Genomic DNA, 19300 nt, shown 5'->3' with positions numbered 1-19300 from the left:
CCCCAATTCACCAAAAGTTTAGCTATATCGCTTTGAACTTGTACGTATTAGATGAGATTTATTTATTTTATTCTCAAAGTATGCACAAGATCATATGAAACTTCCAAAACTGACATGGATATCAACATAAGGAATACATAAAATGAGTTAAATGAATTAATCTTCTATCCACTTTCTTGTGAAACCAGGACACTCTTTTTCAAGGCACAATTGGTTGGATTGAATTCACCTCAATATTACTCTAAACTGTAAAAACAAGTTAATCGTGATTCCTTCTGTTGATAATGTGAATGTTTACAGAACAGAAGTATATGGTTTAAAATGAACAAGTTTTATAATAAAAGTATAACTACCTTCTAAATCTGTAGTATTTTAACAACGGATGCCTTCTATTTTTAAGTAACTTAGAAATTATGTCCATACCAATTGTCGAAAAAGTAATTCCATTTCCACCAAAACCAAGAACAAAATAGGTGCTCTTAAAATTAGGATGCTTGCCTATATATGGTAGTCCATCTTTGGTTTCCCCAAAGGTTCCTGCCCATGCAAAATCCGGCACAAAATCATATTCCGGTAATATTCTTTTTAGGTACTTTTCCAATTTCCCCACTTTCCCCGGAATAAGTAAATCCCGTTTTTTCGCGTCAATGAAATCTTCGTCCGCACCACCGATAAGTAATCGATTATCATCTGTTGTCCGCATATAGTTATAAGGATCTGCAGTATTCCAGAATAAAGTATTATTCAGCTTTTTAGAACCCGATTTTTGCTGTTCTCCTATCAAGGCATAAGTAGACAATAAATTGACGAACTTGTCTTTTATTAATTCCACACTTTCAAATCCCGTACAGTAGATTAACTTTTTAGTATTTATGGAATGTCCACTTCCTGTTTTAAGTAAAACATTCGCCCTATTGTAAATTGCAGATTGTATATCTGTTTTATCAAAGACCCTTAGACCTTTCTTTGAATTATAGGCTAGTAGGTCGTGTGCCATGCGAAAGGCATCAATACTCCCCCCTTGGTCCGATAATATTCCACCAAAACTATTTTGTATTCCAAACCTATTTTCAATCTCCTCAGCAGAAAGCCATTTTACAAAAAAATCATTTTCTTTTCGTGCATTAAACTCTTTTCTTAAATTGGGTACATCTTTTTTAAACGCTGCATAATACAAGGATTCTTTTTTTTCAAACCCGCAAGTAGAACCAATGTTTTTTGAGATTTTACCTAAACGGTCGATGGCATCAGAACAGGCCTTATAATTCTCAACCGCTCCTTCCTTTCCTATCAAGTCAATAAGTTTATAGAGTGGAATATCAATTTCGTACTGGAGCATAGATGTTGTGGCAGAAGTACTGCCGTTGCCAATTTCCCTTCGGTCTAACAAAACAGTATCATAACCATCGGCCATGCATTGGTAGGCCAATAAGCTACCCGTAATTCCGCCCCCTACTATAAGGATCTCAGTATTTATATCATTTCTCAAAGAGGAATAGGAATTTATTAATCCATTTTTAACTAGCCAAAAAGGCTCGCTCGTTCTCAGTTTCATATCTTATAACAATATTTCAATTGCCGATTATAGTTTTGTATTAAAAGATTAATATTCTATTAAAAAAAAGTAATATTGTATACAATATAAGTACTCCTCGACCCGTAAATTTGGTTACAATGATCGCCAAATGTTTAAAATTTAAACCCTTATGGAAGGTTTAAACATTCTTCTGATAATTACGATCTATTACATCCAATGCCAGTTGTTCGCTTGCCGAAAGTTTAAAGGCACTTCTTGGTTCCTTGAAAGGATTGGGGTGCGCAAGCGTCTGCTTGTCAATTTCGTTAAATATTGCTGGGTGAACATAATAATTCTTGCAAACGCTGGGCGTGTTGCCCAATTCAGAAGCAACCATCTTAATAACGATATTGCTAAATTTCTTACGTTGTGTTTTTTTCTGTTGTTCCAATGCTTCCGGATAAAATTCTATAGCCAACCGACTGGCTGCCCAGGTACGGAAGTCTTTACTTGAAAAATTTTCGCCCATATGCCTTGTTATATATTCGTTAACCTCATCACTGTCCACATCGTGAAAATCCCCATTGGAATCTTGGTACCTAAATATTTCATAACCGGGCAGACTAGCTGCTTCCTTAATAAAAGGAATAAGTTCGGGATCGTCGATATGAACTTCTCGCAGTTGCTTGCTTTTTCCTTTAAAGTGAAAAATTAGTTCGTCATCTTCAATTTCCATATGCTTTCTTCTTAAGGTAGTCAAGCCATAAGTGTCATTACTGTCTCTATATTGCTTGTTGCCGATACGAATTCCATATTCATCAAGGATTAATATGATAAGTCCAAGAAGTTTCTCTCGGGTCCAATCTTTAGTTTTCAATTCCTGATAGGCCTTTTTTCGTATCCTTGGTAAAACATTGGCAAAATTGCACATCTTACGAAATTTATCCTCTTGGCGCTTCTTTTCATATATAGAATGATAGATATATTGTTTTCGACCCTTTTGATCTCGGCCGATAGCCTGAATGTGACCATCGTCAAAGCGGCAAATCATAACATCGTTCCACATGGGCGGTATAACCATACCCTTTAATCGTCTTAAGGTTTTCTTTTCCTTAATTGGCGATCCATTCTCATCAAAGTAACGATAACCTCTACCACATTTTCTACGGGAGATACAAAGTGCCGAATCATCAATTTCTTTTATAGTTTTCATAATATCCCCTTTCCAACAAATTGATTTTGATGTATGAACTAGCTATTGTTAAATTAAATTATTACCGTTCCTATGGATAACCCAATTAAAAATATGTTTGTCACAAAAGATTATTCCAACAACCCTATTGGAGAAATTAAAATTCATTGATAATGTCTAACACAACTCCATATCCAGCGACTTTAATACTTGTCAACAACCAAAGAAAAACCTCAACGACTTTAAGGACCTTGCCCCATAAATCCAATAAAATCATTATATAAAAAGGAATCCATGGAGTAGTTATTTTCGGTATTTTATAATGAGGGCCAACATAATAGAATTCAGAATTGTTGAAATACCATTTGTAATAATAATCGGATAATCCTCTTTAATTATTCCATATACCGTCCACAAAAAAACACCTAAGATTAATATGCAGAACATACCCCATGAAACATCGTCAACTTTTTTAGACTTCCATACTTTTATAATCTGGGGCATAGCGGCAATGGTCGTAAAGATGCCGGCCAATATCCCAATCCATTCAGCTACTTTCATCGGTGTTTAGGCTTAAAATTATCAGAAAGAATTTCACCTCCACTTCTTATCCCTCCTTTACAATCACAGAACAATTATAAAAAAGATTAAAAAGTTTACAGTGGTTATATTGTCCATATTAGTATTCTCTTTTTATTTAGGCGAAAAAATTGGACTGCCAGCCTTGTATTAAAGAAACAATAGTCAAGGCTACAAAATCCAAAAGTGCCAATAATTGAACCTTCTGTCATTTAGAATGTTATTAAATTTTATGGTGAAGGTTCAATAATTTGAACTTCGGAATAATGGGCAAATATATGGGTCGTTTTCACCAAAAAAATTAACCCAATAATATTTCTTTAATATTACCAATGTCTCATGGTGCAAGTTTCCAATCCACATAGATCAATACAGCTAATTTTATAATTGATTGGCACTGTATTCTGCTAGGCTCTGCACTACTTTTAGCGAAATTTATTAATCTATAAAACACTATATATCATGAAAAATTTAAAAGAATTATTTGAACATCAAATAAAGGATTTGTACAGCGCTGAAACCCAACTCTTGAAAGCACTTCCCAAAATGGTCAAGAATGCTTCGGATTCAGAGCTTAAAAAAGCTTTCGAAAGCCATTTGGACGAAACAAAAGAGCAAAAGACAAGATTGGAAAAAATTGGACAACAATTGGATATAGAACTTGGGGATGAAAAATGTAAGGCTATGGAAGGACTGATTAAAGAAGCCGAAAGTTTTATGGATGAGGCAGAAGACGATGATGTAATGGATGCAGGCCTAATTGCTGAAGCTCAACGGGTAGAACATTACGAAATCTCCGGTTATGGTACGGCAGTGCGCTATGCAAAGGAATTAGGGCATAAGAAAATTGCCGAAGAACTTCAAAAAACCTTGGATGAGGAATACAATGCAGACAACAAATTGGACAAGCTTGCGGAAGGTAGACTTAACAAGGAATCAATCTCCTAAATTACAAGGGAGATTAGTAGCTTAACCACATTTAAGCACCCTTAATATGGGTGCTTTTTTATTTCAAAAACTTCTAAGAAGTAAATAATTTTACGAAGTTATAGATGTATAAATATCAAGTTACACCCAAATGTCTCCAATCTTTTTGAATATAACACCTGGCAAGTAACGTCATGTAGCCCGATGCTTCATCTTTTGAACTAATTTTTTTAATGACAATATGCGATGGAATAAAATAAAATGGATATTGGATTGACTTAAAGACCCATGTTAACAGACCTTTAGGCTAACCAAGTATACAATACAGCTTCAGGCGTTATAAATTTGAGAAGAATTTGTGCGACAAGCAATTACCTTTTACGCTAATAGAGTAAATTTCTCCGGGGCAAGCCCACGGAGCATTTTAAAGGAACACGTTTTCAAACTTTAGCCACTTACTAACGAGACAAGTCTCGGGGTATTCACCCCTCTAGAATAAAAAACGGCAAGAAACTTGTTCTTGCCGTTCGCGATAGTTGAGTATAGTATATCTGCTATTTAAAGGTTTTTAGGGATGCCCTGAGCATCCAGGACATCTGCTCATGTAATTGCATAATCCCAGTTATAAAATCGGCCGTACCCTCATCGTTATGTTCCTCTGCATTTTCGCCAATACTCTCTCGTATAAACTGAATAATGGTTGTGTGATCTTTTAATAAGGCCTCCATAAAACTATAACTATCGTTCTTTTTTGGACTTTCATCCTTGAGATGTGAAAGATCTAAAAATTCATTTAAGGTTCCAGGGGAATAAAATCCCAACATTCGAATTCTCTCGGCGACCTCATCTACAATTTTTTCAATTTTATTATATTCTTCCTCAAAAAACACATGCTTGGTATGGAAGTCAATTCCCTCCACATTCCAGTGTGCGTTTCTGAGTTTGGTATATAGCAAATATTCGTCCGCCAATAATTTACCGAGCATTTCTACCACGGCCTTTCTATTATCTTTCTTTATTCCGATATCGGTTTGTGTTGTTTTCATAGTACTTCTATAATTTTTATTAATTAACACAATTTAATGCTCTTGGCTCAATAATATTGATTGAAACCATTCTTTGCTTATCTCTATTAATTTTAATTCCTTAGAAAATCTGAAACCCTTAAATCGCTCAATTGTCAATCAATATTTTCGGTCCCAGCACTATCAGATTCCAACAATCGCACAAAATCGGAAGGAGATGGTAGCTTAATAAACTTATGATCCATAACTACAATTGGACAAACCAACAAATGTGGGTTATTTTTCAGTACGTTGATCCAACCCTCTGTCTCCAAATTTACATTTGGACCTCCGTACTCCTTAATAAAATCCGGGTGGTTCTTGTTTACAAGATTAGCTATTTCTATGCCTAAACCCTCCGCTATTTCTGTCCATTGAGTACCAGTAACCTCGGTTTTTGCAATATCAATGGCCAGAACATGCTTCCTTGAAGTTTCCACATAAGCATAGGTTTGCTTCCCCAAAGAGGTTTCAGAGTGGTAATACAGTGTAATTTTTCTTTTATCTTTTGAAATGATGCCCATTTTACTTTTTAACTGAAATTAAGCGAATACAATAAATTGGAATGTCGCATTCAATTTATAGATTGATGCTATTACACTTCCAAAAAAAACTATTCTTTTTTACCGTCTCCGGTGAGTGTATCCAAAATACCATCCATAACATTGAGCCATAAATAATTAAAGAAAGATTTGGTGGTATCCCTCTCAGCATATATCTCTCCATATCTATAGCCCATATCATCGGTTTTAGAACCGTCATTGGTGATGATATTACCTATAAATGTTAAAAACTTATTTACACCCATCCTATCCTTTTTCAGGACCATAAAACGAAAATCCTGATACTTCATTTTCATATCCCCCCTAGAACTTATGGCATCTCCACTTATAGTGAAATAAAGCTCATTTATATCACCTTCTGCCTGCGTCCTAAGATTGGATTTAAGAAATTGGTTGATACTTTCAGATTCAAAATCCTTAACTTTTCCAGATACGTAAAATGCATCATTCTCCTTGCTAGAGTCAAAATTCCATTGGAGCTGAATTGGGGCATTCGCCATAAGAAGGGCCTTAGCCTCTATCTCGGTCTCCTTTCCATTTTCATAGGTATTTGAAATGTTGTTCAATGTTGCCTCCAAATCCGAAAACACCAGCTTTCCTGGCACCGTCTCCCCATTCACCAATTCAGCGTATGATAAATGGCCATTTTTAATGCTGATCTCTGAAATATCCAAATCCATGGGCATTTCCCGTAATTTCTTGCTGTATAATTTTTTTTGCACCCAATCATCCTGAATCAGTTTATCGCGATATATTTCCAAATTCGGGTTTTGGATATAAACTGAATTGGTCTTTAGAAAAAATCGGTCCGAATTATATCCAAATTCCATTTTGGACGATTTCACCACTGGCATATCCAATGCAATATAGTCACGTTCTTTTTCCAATATCTTAGAAAGAGTTACTTTGGTATACTTGGACTTCACGGATACATTATTTAGTTCCACCTCCTTATTTTTTATGCTTGCATCCCTTACGGTTAAAGCTTCAAAAGGGCCCAAATCAACAAATATATTCCCTGTACTCAAGGTGTAAGCTCCATAAGAAAATGGTATTTTATTTTCAATGAGAATTTTATCCGTTTTTAAATTTTCAACGGACAAATTCAATTTTTCTACCATTAGCTTTATAGTGTCTGTTTCTTTTTGAATATCCACAAGTTCACCGTCCACAATTTCCAAACGGTCCAATGTGAAAACTTTCCCTGTTTCCGACTGCGTTGGTAAATCGGAATTAATTTTCCCGGAATTATTGCCACTATAATATCTAACCTTAGGGTTAAGCAACTTTATTTTGTCAGCACCAATATTGTTCCCAAAAAAATAGTTGAAATATCCAAAGCCTTCCAAGCTAATTGCCTCCATCTGCATATCGGTAAGTTTAACACCGGAATCCCTGTCGCTTAAGCCCAAGGTAATATCCTGTAATTGAACAAAGCCCGTTAAAAGGTTCACTTCTACTTGGTCATATACCAAGTGAATGTGATCAGGTATTTTTTTATCAAGGAAATTGATAATATATTTTTTGGCTCCGAATTGCAGAATTAGGACTATCGTAAAAATTATAGCTACCGCAATAGCGATGGTTCTGAATAATGTATTTTTTAAAATTTGGATTGCCATATTTTGGAGTAAAAACCATCAAACACAAAAATCGGATTTAAAACCCTATTTATTGGTCCAACAAAATTTAAAATTAACTGAATTGAACAATAAAACCACCGATTAGTAATTGCGTTATAAATTGTTTTGATGCGACCCTTTTTGAAGCTAAATTTTCACTAATCTTGCCAAAAATAAACAGATAATCATGAAAAAAATTTTTAGTGTATTAGCAGTTGTTGCAATAACAATGGTAGCGGCCAATGCCCAATCCATTTCCAAAAATGCCCTAGGGTTAAGATTAGGTGACAATGACGGTTTTGGCGGTGAAATTTCCTATCAAGCACGCTTAAGCACTTCCCATAGATTAGAATTGGACTTAGGTTGGAGAGATGGTAAAAATTATGATGGATTTAAACTTGCCGGCTTGCACCAATGGGTTTGGAATATTGAAAATGGCTTTAATTGGTATGTTGGTCTTGGCGGTGGCATTGGATCCTATAGTTTTAATGACAAAAAGAACTTTAATGACGGTAATGATTATACCGATACTTTTGTGTTTGGCGCAGGTGATATAGGTATTGAATACAATTTTGATATCCCCTTGTTAATTTCGTTGGACTTTAGGCCAGAAATAGCTTTTGGTGATGAACGTTATAATAATAACGATTTAGGTTTGGATATTGCACTAGGATTAAGATATCAATTTTAAATCACATGAATCCTGGGGTCAAATAATTTAATCCCAGGATTTTTTAAACTCACTGCTTTACCGTAAAATTTAAAATTAGAATAATCCCTGTTAAAAATTACATAGCTGGCTGCTGCTATAATTCATTTTATTCTTCATTTCCATTAATAAGTACTCTCTCGTTAGACCTTCCTAGGTTTTACAAACCCAGACAATACCCCCACAGTAATATTTCAATCTTTATTTATATAGATTGTCGGGTATTGGAAATTCCCCAATAGTATTAAAAGGCAATAGCTGATTCCTTTATTAATAATACTTGTTTGATCATTAGAGTTTGTCTTTAAAGTTTTTTAAATTACTGAAGTAAAATCAGTCAAACTTTTATAAAAATGAAAAAACTGGAAGGACAGCTCGTAATCGTTACTGGTGGGGCAAGGGGAATTGGGGAAGGAATCTGTAAGGTCTTCTGTAATGAGGGCGCCACTGTAGCCTTATGGGATGTTTTGGAGGATGGCCAACAAACAGCCACCAAAATTACCAAGAATGGAGGCAAAATATTCTTTCAAAAGGTAGACGTTACTAACCAAGAATCCGTTGATAATGCCGTTGCCGAGATTATATCCAACCACGGAAAAATAGATGTGCTGATCAACAACGCAGGAATTATTCGTGACCGCTCTATCCTAAAAATGAGCCGTGAGGAATGGGACCAGGTAATGCGGGTGAATGTAGATTCCTTATACATCACCGCCAAGGCGGTAGTACCACATATGAAGGCAGCCAATTATGGACGGATTATTTCGGCATCTTCCATTAATGCCTTCCATGGAGCCTTCGGGCAAACCAACTACAGCGCCAGTAAAGCGGCCATAGTGGGCTTTACCCATTCCCTATGCAGGGAAGTTGGCAAATACAATATCACCGTAAATGCAATTGCCCCTGGATTTATAAAAACCGAAATGACGGATTCCATGCCAGAGGATGTAATTAAGTCGGGGATTTCTATGATACCTGTGGGCCGTATAGGCACTCCTGAAGATATGGGGCACGCCTATCTATTCCTAGCCTCCAAAGAAGCCGGATTTATAAGTGGACATACCTTACACGCCAACGGTGGTGCCATGCCAGTGTAATACAAATAATTAATATTCTGTAAAATCGAAATTTAAGACGCCAAAACAAATTCATACTCGTATGGCCTTCCAATAAAAACCATCATGAAAACTAGAATAAAACAAAAATTCGATTTAAAGGATAAAGTGGCCATAGTTACCGGAGCAAGTAAGGGCATTGGAGAATCAATTGCCAGAGGTCTGGCCGAATATGGTGCCAAAGTCGTTATTAGTTCGCGAAATCAAGAAGCTGTTGACGAAGTGGCCAACAATATAAAATTAGATGGACTGGAAGCTATAGGGGTAGCCTGCCATGTTGGAGATGAAAATCAAATCCACAATTTGTTGGAACAAACTCTCAATATCTACGGAGGTGTGGACATCTTGGTTAACAACGCCGCTACCAATCCATTTTATGGCTCATTGGATACTATGGATCATGCCCTATTTGATAAAATAATGGATATAAATGTCAAGGCTCCCTTCCTATTGGCCAATAAATGTTATCCTATTATGAAAGAAAGAGGAGGCGGAAGTATAATCAATATTTCCTCGGTAGAGGGAATGAAACCTACCGCAGGATTGGCATTATACAGCATGAGCAAGGCAGCGGTAATTATGTTGACCAAATCGCAAGCAGTGGAATGGGGCAAATTCGGTATCCGTTCCAATACAATTTGTCCAGGTCTAATCAAGACTAAATTTAGCTCGGCACTATGGCAAAACGAAAAAATAATGGATCAGGTAACCCGTCATCTGCCTTCAGGTAGAATGGCTGTTCCCGATGAAATGGCTGGACTAGCCTGCTTTTTGGCGTCGGACGCTTCTAGTTACTGTACCGGATCGGTATTCACGGCCGATGGAGGTCATATGATTGCTGGCGGATTCAGTTAAAACACACATAAAACTTTGGACATCCCAGCTTATAAAAAAGAATATAGCGATATACATAAAACGAAGAAAATGGCAGAAGAAAAAGTAACCAATACGGCTTATTCCACAGAAATTCCAAATCTATCAGATTTGACTCATTACATAGGAAGAGAGTTGGGATTATCCAATTGGATGACCATAACCCAAGAAATGATCGACAGTTTCGCCAGAACCACAGACGACAACCAATGGATTCATGTAAATCCAGAAAAGTCAGCCAAATATTCGCCCTACAAAAAAACGGTGGCACATGGTTTTTTAATCTTATCCTTGGCCTCTAAGTTCTGCTTTGAAACTCTCAAAATCATGGATATTGCAATGGGGGTAAATTATGGATTGGACAAAGTGAGGTTCATGAATGCCACACGAGTGGGATCCCTACTAAGGGCCCGTGTTTCCCTAATGGAATTTGATGCTTTTGAAGGTGGTGGAAAATACAAATTGAAGATTGTATTTGAGCTAAAAGGGGAAGAGAAACCAGCATGTGTTGCAGAATTTATTGCGCAGGCATATAGCGACCCCCATAAAAAGCAAGAAGATGCTGTTACCAATAATAAAACTGACCATAGCCACCAAAAAAACGAAAACAATACCGTTCTATTTGAAAAGGAGGGTGATATCGGAATTATAACCCTCAATAGACCCGAAAGATACAATGCAGTTACAGACGATGTGGTAAACGGAATTACCAGTGCCATCAACAAAATCCGCAAGGATGATGACATACGCGCAGTTGTAATTACAGGTGCTGGAAAAGGGTTTTGTGCCGGTGCGGATATGGCTGTCTTCGGTCAAATTACACCTGAAGAAGGCCGTGCTTACATTACCAAAACCTACCTACCCTTAATGCGTACTCTTTTTACACTTCGCAAGCCCATTATCGGGGCAATAAACGGAACTGCTGCCGGTGTAGGAGCTTCCATTGCATTAGCCTGTGATTTTAGGGTAATGTCTGGGAACAGTGCCTTATTATATGCTTTTGTAAATATTGGCTTGGGGCCGGACGGTGGAGGTAGCTGGCTTTTGGCCAGACAAGTGGGATATAGTAAAGCCCTGCAAATAGCGGTAGAGGGTAAAAAAGTAGGGGGCCAGGAATGTTTAAGTCTTGGCCTCACGAATAAGTTGGTTAAGGATGATGCTGATTTGCTTTCAACAACCAAAGCTTGGGCCCACGAATTGGCCAAACGCCCAACCATGGCGGTAGGCATCACCAAAGAAGATATGTTCTATGCTATGGGCCATGATTTATATGAAACCATAGCTTTTGAGGCCGACAAACAAGTTGCCACTTTTGGAAGTTATGATTTTGCAGAAGGTGTAAGTGCCTTTTTAGAAAAACGCCCAGCTAAATTTATTGGCAAATAGTAGTATCGCCATATGGACCAATAATTACCAATAAAATATCTTAGGCCTGTGTTACCTGTAGATTGAAGCTTCTAAATAATAAAACATGAATTTCGAAGAAATAAAAAGCAACGTAAGAGCCTTTGTTCAGGAAGAATTATTTTCCTTGGAACCTTGGATTTTAAATTGCAGTTGGGAGGAAAAACTACCAAAGCTTAATGAACTTCGTAAAAAAGTAAAAGCTCAGGGACTATGGTTACCCCAGATTCCAAAAGAATATGGAGGTTTAGGGCTCACCAATTCCGAGCATGGTGAAATTAGTGAAATTTTAGGGGCCAGTCCGTATGGACATTACACCTTTAATTGCCAGGCTCCTGACGCGGGAAATATGGAAATACTCATCGAGTTTGGAACCAAGGAACAAAAAGAAAAATACCTGTACCCTCTTTTAGCCGGAGATATAAGGAGTTGTTTTGCAATGACGGAGCCAGATTATGCCGGCTCCAATCCTGTGGATATGGGTACAATGGCCCATAAAAAAGAAGGCAATTACGTTTTAAATGGCCATAAATGGTTTACCACTGGCTTTGATGGCGCTGCTTTTGCCATTGTGATGTTGGTAACAAATCCCGATGCCCCAAATGCGCATAAAAAAGCTAGTCAGGTCATAGTGCCAACAGATGGCGCAGGCGTAGAATTGGTTAGAAATATACCCGTAATGGGCCATTCCGGTAGTGGCTGGGAGAGTCATTCCGAAATAAGATTCCGAGATGTAATAGTACCACAATCCAATCTACTCGGCGCTGAAGGTGGGGGATTTACAATTGCCCAAAACCGATTGGGGCCAGGACGTATTCACCATTGCATGCGATGGATGGGTATTTGCGAGCGATCTTTTGATCTAATGTGTAAACGTGCCGTTTCTAGGGAATTGGCCCATGGCAAAACATTGGCAGATAAACAGACCGTTCAAAACTGGATTGCCGAATCCCGGGCTGAAATTAATGCTGCCCGATTATTGATTCAGGATGCCGCTAAAAAAATTGATGCACAGGGAGCCTACAAAACCAGAAAGGAGATATCAATAATAAAATTTTATTGCGCCAACGTGCTTCAAAGAGTAGTTGACCGGGCCATTCAGGTCCATGGTGCCTTGGGCCTTACGGACGATACCATTTTGGCTTTCTATTACAGGCATGAGCGGGCCGCCAGAATTTATGACGGTGCGGACGAGGTACACAAAAGCAGTTTGGCCAGACAGATTTTGAAAGATTATAGAACATAAGAGCCAATAGGTTTTAATAACCTACTTGGTCTGGAAAAAGGAATAAGGATGTTGAACACTTGGAACGATAAATCAGCCACGGTACGTAAAGGGGAGGAATTACCAATGGATAATTTGAAATCCTATTTAAACCAATTCTTATCCCTAGAGGGTGACATAAAGATATCCCAATTTCCAAGTGGCTATTCCAACCTAACATATCTGTTACAAATAGGAAAGACCGAATATGTACTTAGAAGACCTCCTATTGGTGCCAATGTAAAATCTGGGCACGATATGAAGCGGGAGTACGACATCTTAACTGCTTTAAAACCAAATTACGGCAAAGTACCAGGTCCTATTCTGTATTGTGATAATGAAACTATTTTGGGTTGTCCCTTCTACCTGATGGAGCGAATGAAAGGTGTAATATTGAGGGCAAATATGCCTATTGATATGATTCCCGACCCAGCCCTAATGCTAGGCATCTCAAAAAGTTTTGTGGATACCTTGGTAGACCTGCACAAGCTGGACGTTAGGGAAATTGGATTGGAAGATTTTGGTAAACCGGAAGGGTATATGCAACGTCAGATTGAAGGTTGGACCGGACGTTATTACAAATCGAAAACAGACCCAATACCAAAAATTGAGGCTGCTGCAAATTGGTTAAGCGTGAATATGCCAAAGGAGTCTAAAAGCTATACGCTGATCCATAACGATTTTAAATACGATAATTTAGTGTTGGACACCCAGGATTGGACCAAAATCAATGCTGTGCTGGATTGGGAAATGGCCACAATAGGAGATCCGTTAATGGATTTGGGAACCTCTCTTGGTTATTGGGTAAACCCCAATGACCCCGACTTTATGAAGGCCTTGAACCTTACACCTACAAATCTGCCTGGAAACCTATCTCGGGAAGAATTGGTTCAGCAATACACTCTTAAAAGTGGACGGGAAGTAAACAATATTGTCTTTTACTACGTCTATGGAATATTCAAAATAGCGGTGATTATTCAACAAATATACTACCGCTACAAAAAAGGATTTACACAGGATCCCCGATTTGAAAAACTGATTGACGGGGTAAAACTACTTGGTGAAATAGCAAATCAGGCCATAGTAAAAAAAAGATTGGACAATCTATTTTAAACTAAAATAAGTTTCATAAATACCTAGAATCTTTTTTATTATCTTCCAACCCATTTAAATTATAAACCCTTCCATGATTAAATCCAAACCCGCTGCAGTTCAAATTTTTAGAATTCTAATGACCCTTTTGTTCGTTGCCTCATTCTACTGCAATGGCTATAGTCAGGAAAATTTAGGTAAAACCCCCAATTTCATTATCATTTTTGCGGACGATTTAGGATATGGCGATTTAGGTATTTATGGTCACCCCACCATTAAAACACCGCATTTGGATCAAATGGCGTCCGAGGGCCAAAAATGGACCAATTTTTACGTAGGGGCCAGTGTCTGTACCCCGAGTAGGGCTGCCTTATTAACAGGACGGTTACCCGTAAGAAGCGGAATGGCAAGTGATACAAAAAGGGTGTTGTTTCCAAACTCTAAATATGGTTTACCAAGCTCCGAGATTACCTTGGCAGAGCAACTGAAGAAAGTTGGATATAATTCCGCATGTATAGGCAAGTGGCATTTAGGCCATAAGGAAGAATACCTGCCCACCAACAATGGTTTTGATTATTATTTTGGCATCCCCTACTCCAACGACATGGATTTTGTGGGCGACCGAACAAAATTTAAGGAGGCCAGAGGAAATTTACCCACCGAAAATTTTAATGTTCCCTTGATGAGGAATACGGAAATAATAGAAAGGCCTGCCAATCAAAATACCATTACCAAAAGATATGCGGAGGAAACTATTTCTTTCATCAAAAAAAATAAGAACAATCCTTTCTTTGTTTACTTGGCGCACAATCTGCCCCACATACCCCTATTTGCATCAGAGGACTTTTTGGGCAAAAGTAAAAGGGGTATTTATGGAGATGTACTGGAGGAAATTGATCATGGCATAGGACAAATTATTGCTACCCTAAAAGAAGAAGGATTGGACAAGAATACCATTGTGGTATTTACTTCCGATAATGGCCCTTGGCTTTCCTATGGGGTTAATGGCGGTAGTGCAGGATTGCTGAAAGCCGGAAAAGGTATGACCTGGGAAGGTGGCATGCGGGAACCCTGCATATTTTGGTCACCTACCAACATTAAGCCAGCCGTGATATCCGAGTTGGGTACCACCATGGACCTTTTCTCTACCTTTAGTGCCTTGGCCGGTGTACCCATGCCCAAGGACAGGATTATGGATGGCTTTGACATTAGTGGCACCTTATTAAAAAACGAACCAACTCAAAGAAAAGGTGTTTTCTACTACAGGGGAACACAGTTGTATGCGGCCCGACTTGGAGATTACAAGGCGCATTATATTACCGAGGGTTCCTACGGCCAGTTTGGCAAAAAGGAGGTACATAATCCACCTATCTTATATAATTTAAGTGTGGACCCATCTGAAAACTTTGATTTGGGGGCAAGTCACCAAGAAATTCTTGCCGAAATTAATCTTATGGTCAAGGAGCACCAATCCAAATTGGTAAAGGGTAAAGACCAACTGGTGGATATAGAATAAATTATTGTGAGGCAACAGCCCTAAAGTTCAATAAAAGCTTAGTCTATTGTGTTTTTAGGCTATGCTTCTGCGATAGGCTCCTACTCCTCTGATCTGCTGGCACGTTTACTGGCAATTATGCTTAAAATCAGAATCTGTGTAGCATGGAATATCATAAGCGGCAGCAAAATAATGCCTATGGAAGCCATATTTCCAAACAAAATTTTGGAGAAAACGGTACCGTGCACTAAGGATTTTTTTGTGCCACAAAATTGGGCAGTAATCTGATCTTCAGTGTTGAATTTCATTTTGTTGGCTACAAAGCCTGTTAAATAAAACACTGTATAAAACAATACCAGCACAGCAAAAAAGAGAAACAATAGATTCATTAAGGATATTGAACTAAATATATTTCCCTCGAAAGATCCTGCAAAACTTTTATAAATGATAAGCAGGATAATGGATTTATCAAACAGGGTTAACCGCTTATTATTTCTTTGTGCAAATTCGCCAAAGTAACGCTGAAGAATAATTCCCAATACTACCGGTAAAATTATTTGCACAATTAGTTTTGTATAGATTTCTGTAAAATCAAAATCTGCTTGGGCCGCCTGTACAAAGAGTCCCATCCAAAGTGGGGTAATGGCGATACCTATTATACCGGAAATACTGGCATTGAAAATTGCGGCCGGGATATTACCCTTGGCCATGGAGACCATAACCACTGAGGAAGAGACGGTAGACGGCAAAGCTGCTAAAAAAAAGAAGACCAACCAAAGCATCTCCTGCTCTTCATTTTGCAAAATTGGATGAAAAGCCAATACAATAAGGGGAAAAACTATAAAGGTTGTGGCCTGTACCAACAGATGCAGTTTCCAATTTTTAAGACCCGATTTTATCTTGGAAGGACTCAATTTAAGTCCGTAAAAAAAGAAAATCAAGAAAATGCCCATAGCACTAATCGTATCGATCGGGATGCTACTTTCCGACGTTCCCCATTGCGGAAAAAAATAAGCTATCCCAATGACAGCTATAATGGACAGGACAAACCCATCGATCTTAATTTTCATATTTGTTTTCTATGTTACGACAGGTCTGGTAAAATATTTGAAGTAATTCCATGTTGGATAAATTTATACAACCAGAAACTAAGGTCAATACAAATTATAATCCTTACTATTTTGCCTTCAAACAAGCTGACATTACGGCATCAAAATTAAAATATTATTTTGTAAGGTGGAAACTGTTTCACCTCCTTATTCATCTTTCCACCTACTATCTATAATTTTTAATCGGTGACATTATAATCTATATCCATAACCCTGAATTTCCCATAAACAAATTCCCCTTCTGGATAATGCCATATGGCCTCTCCATAGGTGGGCAATTGATAGCCATTTACATCTCTATAACTACTAGCAGGAGTGGAAAAGGGAAAGACTTTTAATTCTGAAACGGAATAACGGTCGTTGGAAACAAAATTTACCAGCTGCCCCTTTTCATTAAAGTACAAAATAGCTGATATGGAAGTTCCATTATTTGTAAAGATGGCCTTTGTGCTCAGTAAATCTATAGGTTCCCAGGTAATTCGATCATCAATTAGGGCAGCAGGGGCAAATAAGCAGAGGTCATTAAAAAAAGTGACGGTTTCAGTAGGGTATAATTGGGGTTTATCAATGTCCACCACTGGGAATAAGGATAAGAGTTTAATACGCATACTCGCTCCGTCCTTATTGTATTTGTGGTAACCACTTGTTGGAATTCCATTTACCTTGGCCTTCATGAAGAACAATCGAGTTGGCGAACCAAAGAAATTATATTGTTCCGATCTAAAGTGGAACCAATCCTTTCCCCTTTCCCGCATTTCGCCTTCGAAAACAATTCTCACATTAATTACTTTGGGTTTTCCCACCACACCTACATATTTCAAATACTTTTGTACGCAAATTGGCAAAGGCCCCAAGTCCTTTTCCGTTAAAACTTCATTAACCGGTGATTTGTCCGTCATGACAGATATTACGTCCTCTTTATAACTATTTTCAAATATTAGGTTGCCAAGGCCCGCGATTGCTACGCAAAAAATAATGACATTGGGAATAGTACCATATTTTGCATCTGCCCAAACGGTGAAAATCAAGTATTGGGAAAGGAACACTACTGAAATACCAAGAATTGGCCACCAATCTTTTTTTAAAAGTATTGGAATGGCAGTCACCAGAAACAACAATGCCGTTAAGAGCCAAAGCAACCCGATAGGCCTTGAAATTTCTTTGGTAAATTGCGCCATATCTCCTAAATGAAAAGCCTTGGCAAAACCCACAAAATGTATGAGGCCATGAATGACCAAGATAATTATCACTGCAATACGCATATTCTACACCTTTGAATTATATAAGAGTTAAGTAATTTCATAATTCATTTTACATATCTATATAAAGTAATTATCCAGTAGATGATGTAATAAACGAAGATTGCCACCATAACACTCCAAGTCCAATTTCCTGTGCTCAAGCGTCACATATAGTTAAGCCCAGGGTCTATCCTTCGCAAATTGATCTTCGTTGTTGATTACTAAATAAATTTTAAGATTTAATAAATTAAATATAGTCCAGTTAAGGCATTATGAAAATGACATATATCATCAGGTTAATAGGCTTTTCATGACAATGGTCATTTTGCAAATGCCATTAATGACATAGTTTAGGAAATGAAATTCAAATCATTAAAAGATGAAAACCTTTCTCTACGCAACAGACTATTCCCTACAGGCAGTCGCCGCTTTAAGGTTGGCCCATTTAATGGCAAAAAAATTCAATTGCAAATTAATTGTAATGCACGTTTTTGATATTCCTCTAACCCTTAGCACGGTCTCTGTTAGCCACATTCAAAAAGAAAAAAGGCTATTGTCCGAAAACCACTTGAAGTTAAGAGAGTTTTATACCCAGCACCTGGGGGATACTTGGGAAGACAGCAATATTGATTTCATAGTCGAGGAAAACGTTTCGGTGGTGGACGCAATTATGGAGAAAGCTACAGAATTTGATGTTGAACTTATTGTTCTGGGGACTAAGGGAGCTAGTGCTATTAAGGAATTTCTTTTGGGTAGTACAACAACGGGCCTAATCAAAAAAGCACCTTGCTCAGTTTTGTCGGTTCCTGAAATGTCCAAACTAGAAACTTTTAAAACCATGGTCTATGCTACCGATTTTGAACAGGCCGATATTTTTGCCATCAATAAACTTGTAAAAATCGCCAATATATTCAACGCTGAGATCAGGATAGTACATATTTCATCTAAAGAGGAATATGCAGGAGATCAACAGATGGAATGGTTTAAAGACATGCTACTGCAAAAAGTACAGTATGGGAAAATAACTTTCGATTTAATATTCTCCGATCAAATTTTTGAGGAATTAAATAGATACTTGGATAAATCCGAAGCCAACTTATTTGCTATGCTGGAAAGAAAGGACAACTCCTTTGTTCAAAGATACCTACAAAAAGATTTGGTAAAAAAAATGGTGTCGAGTATTACCATACCCCTCTTAAGTTTTAATACTGCCGGTTTATAAAATCTAATGTAAACCCCTTTGCTCCACGACATGGTCAAGCCCAGAAGTTTCATTATCCCTACAAGGTCTTGAGGCCTGATTTTTGATTCCTTTTTGTTATTTTCCAAGACCATTTAGGCGGTCTTTCTAATGGTATCCCATTATAATTTCACTTCAAAAATCATCCTAAATACTTATATCTGTAGGTTTTTTTGGACCCCTTATCTGCTGTAATCACCCATTAAATAAAGCCCCATCAACTTCCATACCTCCTTATTTAAAATAATTCTAAATAATTTTGGTCAATATAATTATCCATTCTATTTTAGCGCTT

Annotated in this window: 17 protein-coding genes; 9 read left to right on the top strand and 8 right to left on the bottom strand. The window is 37.7% G+C overall.

Features of this window, described 5'->3' with window-relative positions; all coding sequences use genetic code 11:
- Positions 1-349: 349 nt before the first annotated feature.
- The 3 genes from H4O18_RS18790 to H4O18_RS18780 form a co-directional block, all read right to left on the bottom strand.
- Positions 350-1555 (bottom strand): NAD(P)/FAD-dependent oxidoreductase, encoded by a 1206-nt coding sequence (locus H4O18_RS18790; protein WP_187587524.1) that lies wholly within the window; start codon positions 1553-1555, stop codon positions 350-352.
- Between the two features lie 160 nt (positions 1556-1715).
- On the bottom strand, positions 1716-2729 hold the full coding sequence (locus H4O18_RS18785) for a DNA topoisomerase IB (protein WP_187587522.1): 1014 nt from the start codon (positions 2727-2729) through the stop codon (positions 1716-1718).
- Between the two features lie 282 nt (positions 2730-3011).
- On the bottom strand, positions 3012-3269 hold the full coding sequence (locus tag H4O18_RS18780) for a SemiSWEET family sugar transporter (protein ID WP_187587520.1): 258 nt from the start codon (positions 3267-3269) through the stop codon (positions 3012-3014).
- 480 nt (positions 3270-3749) lie between these two features.
- Here H4O18_RS18780 and H4O18_RS18775 point away from each other — a divergent pair, with 480 nt between their 5' ends.
- Positions 3750-4235, top strand: a complete 486-nt coding sequence (locus tag H4O18_RS18775) for a YciE/YciF ferroxidase family protein (RefSeq protein ID WP_187587518.1) — start codon at positions 3750-3752, stop codon at positions 4233-4235.
- Positions 4236-4768: 533 nt separating this feature from the next.
- Here the strand turns inward: H4O18_RS18775 and H4O18_RS18770 are convergent.
- The 3 genes from H4O18_RS18770 to H4O18_RS18760 form a co-directional block, all read right to left on the bottom strand.
- Entirely contained in the window at positions 4769-5260 is a 492-nt protein-coding gene (locus H4O18_RS18770; RefSeq protein WP_187587516.1) for a Dps family protein, read from the bottom strand.
- A 134-nt stretch (positions 5261-5394) separates the two neighbouring features.
- The gene (locus H4O18_RS18765) at positions 5395-5802 is read right to left on the bottom strand and encodes an arsenate reductase family protein (RefSeq protein ID WP_187587514.1); all 408 of its coding nucleotides are present in this window, start codon (positions 5800-5802) and stop codon (positions 5395-5397) included.
- Between the two features lie 89 nt (positions 5803-5891).
- Positions 5892-7463, bottom strand: a complete 1572-nt coding sequence (locus H4O18_RS18760) for a hypothetical protein (protein ID WP_187587512.1) — start codon at positions 7461-7463, stop codon at positions 5892-5894.
- Positions 7464-7650: 187 nt separating this feature from the next.
- Here H4O18_RS18760 and H4O18_RS18755 point away from each other — a divergent pair, with 187 nt between their 5' ends.
- The 7 genes from H4O18_RS18755 to H4O18_RS18725 all read left to right on the top strand — a co-directional run bounded on the left by H4O18_RS18755 (position 7651) and on the right by H4O18_RS18725 (position 15436).
- The gene (locus H4O18_RS18755) at positions 7651-8154 is read left to right on the top strand and encodes a hypothetical protein (RefSeq protein WP_187587510.1); all 504 of its coding nucleotides are present in this window, start codon (positions 7651-7653) and stop codon (positions 8152-8154) included.
- Positions 8155-8525: 371 nt separating this feature from the next.
- Positions 8526-9269 (top strand): SDR family NAD(P)-dependent oxidoreductase, encoded by a 744-nt coding sequence (locus H4O18_RS18750; RefSeq protein WP_187587508.1) that lies wholly within the window; start codon positions 8526-8528, stop codon positions 9267-9269.
- Between the two features lie 84 nt (positions 9270-9353).
- Complete coding sequence (locus H4O18_RS18745; RefSeq protein ID WP_187587506.1) at positions 9354-10142, top strand: SDR family NAD(P)-dependent oxidoreductase; 789 nt, start codon at positions 9354-9356, stop codon at positions 10140-10142.
- 69 nt (positions 10143-10211) lie between these two features.
- Positions 10212-11546 (top strand): enoyl-CoA hydratase-related protein, encoded by a 1335-nt coding sequence (locus H4O18_RS18740; protein ID WP_187587503.1) that lies wholly within the window; start codon positions 10212-10214, stop codon positions 11544-11546.
- Between the two features lie 85 nt (positions 11547-11631).
- On the top strand, positions 11632-12810 hold the full coding sequence (locus H4O18_RS18735) for an acyl-CoA dehydrogenase family protein (protein WP_187587501.1): 1179 nt from the start codon (positions 11632-11634) through the stop codon (positions 12808-12810).
- Positions 12811-12858: 48 nt separating this feature from the next.
- Positions 12859-13941: a phosphotransferase family protein gene (locus tag H4O18_RS18730; protein ID WP_187587499.1), complete on the top strand. Its 1083-nt coding sequence runs from the start codon at positions 12859-12861 to the stop codon at positions 13939-13941.
- A 73-nt stretch (positions 13942-14014) separates the two neighbouring features.
- On the top strand, positions 14015-15436 hold the full coding sequence (locus H4O18_RS18725; protein ID WP_222942469.1) for a sulfatase family protein: 1422 nt from the start codon (positions 14015-14017) through the stop codon (positions 15434-15436).
- An 80-nt stretch (positions 15437-15516) separates the two neighbouring features.
- Here the strand turns inward: H4O18_RS18725 and H4O18_RS18720 are convergent, their stop codons facing one another.
- On the bottom strand, positions 15517-16485 hold the full coding sequence (locus H4O18_RS18720) for a bile acid:sodium symporter family protein (RefSeq protein ID WP_187587497.1): 969 nt from the start codon (positions 16483-16485) through the stop codon (positions 15517-15519).
- 218 nt (positions 16486-16703) lie between these two features.
- Positions 16704-17786, bottom strand: coding sequence for a DUF6544 family protein (locus H4O18_RS18715; RefSeq protein WP_187587495.1), 1083 nt, complete (start codon positions 17784-17786; stop codon positions 16704-16706).
- A 358-nt stretch (positions 17787-18144) separates the two neighbouring features.
- Between H4O18_RS18715 and H4O18_RS18710 the strand changes: the two genes are divergently transcribed.
- Positions 18145-18987: a universal stress protein gene (locus tag H4O18_RS18710; RefSeq protein ID WP_187587493.1), complete on the top strand. Its 843-nt coding sequence runs from the start codon at positions 18145-18147 to the stop codon at positions 18985-18987.
- Positions 18988-19300 lie beyond the last annotated feature (313 nt).

The organism is Arenibacter arenosicollis, assembly GCF_014397245.1.
Lineage (GTDB): Bacteria > Bacteroidota > Bacteroidia > Flavobacteriales > Flavobacteriaceae > Arenibacter > Arenibacter arenosicollis.
This window is presented reverse-complemented; position numbering and strand designations above follow the sequence as displayed.